Raw genomic sequence first — 1,402 nt, 5'->3', positions numbered from 1 at the left:
GCCATAGCTAGATTAAAGTGTTTGGGTTGGGAGGCAGGTGCGGGTCCGAAGCGTAGCGAAATGGGCCCGCACCTGCCTCCCACAGTGTTGACCTAAATTTTTTATCTTAGGCATGGATCAATTTGATGCGGATAAAGAAATGCCTTAAGTTACTGAATCCGTAACAGCTACGTTTAAGTTCTTTGATCTTGCGATTGATCCCCTCTAACGGCCCATTAGAGTAGTCATAGAGACAAGCGTTCCTGATCCCTAAGTAGTTCTTTTGAATGGTCCTCATGACGGTATCCATTTCAGTACCATTGGGACGGTAGTTCATAACTAATTGTTGTAAAGTAGCCCGATCGCGGTTGCGAATAAAGGTTAAGATCGTTTGATAGGTCTGATAGTTTTCTGCGAACTGTGGAAAATTCTTGAGTCCCAGATCGACCACATTTTGGGCAGTCGTGTATTCATTTAATCCCCGATAATATTTAACCTGGGAGGTCTCAAGTTGATTTTCAGCTAAGTGGAATAAGCGCCAGTTGCTTTTTAAAACTTTATAGTTGCGGTCGTGGTGGTCGTTGATCCCTTTTAAAACACGCAGCCGTTCATGGTCAAGTGCCCGACCCGCTAACTGAACAATATGGAAACGGTCAAAGACGATCAGGGCGTTAGGAAAAAGACGACGGACGAAAGTCTGATACTGTGCATTCAGATCCATGGTCACTAGTTGAACTTTTTGACGCTCAGAAAGTGTATAAGTATTGGTGAAATACTCGCGGATCGTCTGCGAGAGACGATCTGGCAATAAGGCGACCAAATCATGTGTTTTTGCGTCAATGCAGATAAAAGAAAAGCAGTTCTTAGTTGAACGAAATTCGTCAAAGCTGAGAGCTGTCGGCAGCTCTTTTGGCGTTACTAAAGCCCGCTGATCCTTATACAAGATCCGTTGAACCGAGGAAGCTGAGATCCCCACGGCCTGGCTGATCGTCTTGACTGGCAGTGAGTTCTTAGCTAAAGTCGCGATTTCGTGGACTGCTTGGCGGGTGATCGAGTGCCGAGGCGGAGCGAGCTGCGTCTGCGCGCTAAAAGTATGGTGGCAAGTTCGGCACAGATAACGCTGTTTGCGCAGGTTCATGCGGAGCGGTTGTTCACCTAGGCTGGGCAGTCTCATCTTGGTCAGGCGGGTCCCATTCTGAACAAGATTCGTGGAACCACAATTAACACAGCGTTCGACGGGGTAAGTCAGCGTAGCTGAAAGCAGTTTTTCGTGAACTCCGGCCTGTGAAAAATCAGTACAAGCTGAAATTTTGATATTTGGGTCTTGGATATTGAGTAAATTTAGGATAGAATCAGTTTGGGACATCATTTATACCTCGCTTTGATTTGGTTTTGTCGCTTTAATCGTAGCATATGAGGACAA

General features: G+C 45.9%; 1 protein-coding gene. It reads right to left on the bottom strand.

Annotated features, from left to right (window positions below):
- Nucleotides 1-106: 106 nt before the first annotated feature.
- Nucleotides 107-1,345, bottom strand: coding sequence for an ISL3 family transposase (locus IEX81_RS16465; RefSeq protein WP_188805338.1), 1,239 nt, complete (start codon nucleotides 1,343-1,345; stop codon nucleotides 107-109).
- Between the last annotated feature and the right edge of the window lie 57 nt (nucleotides 1,346-1,402).

This window comes from Sporolactobacillus putidus (assembly GCF_014647035.1).
Classification (GTDB): domain Bacteria; phylum Bacillota; class Bacilli; order Bacillales; family Sporolactobacillaceae; genus Sporolactobacillus; species Sporolactobacillus putidus.
Note: the sequence above shows the minus strand (reverse complement) of the source record. Positions and strands in the feature narration are given on the sequence as shown.

What these genes read in the sequence shown, in the direction of transcription:
- IEX81_RS16465 (WP_188805338.1), bottom strand. Translation starts at nt 1,345, where the DNA reads ATGTCCCAAACTGATTCTATCCTAAATTTACTCAATATCCAAGACCCA.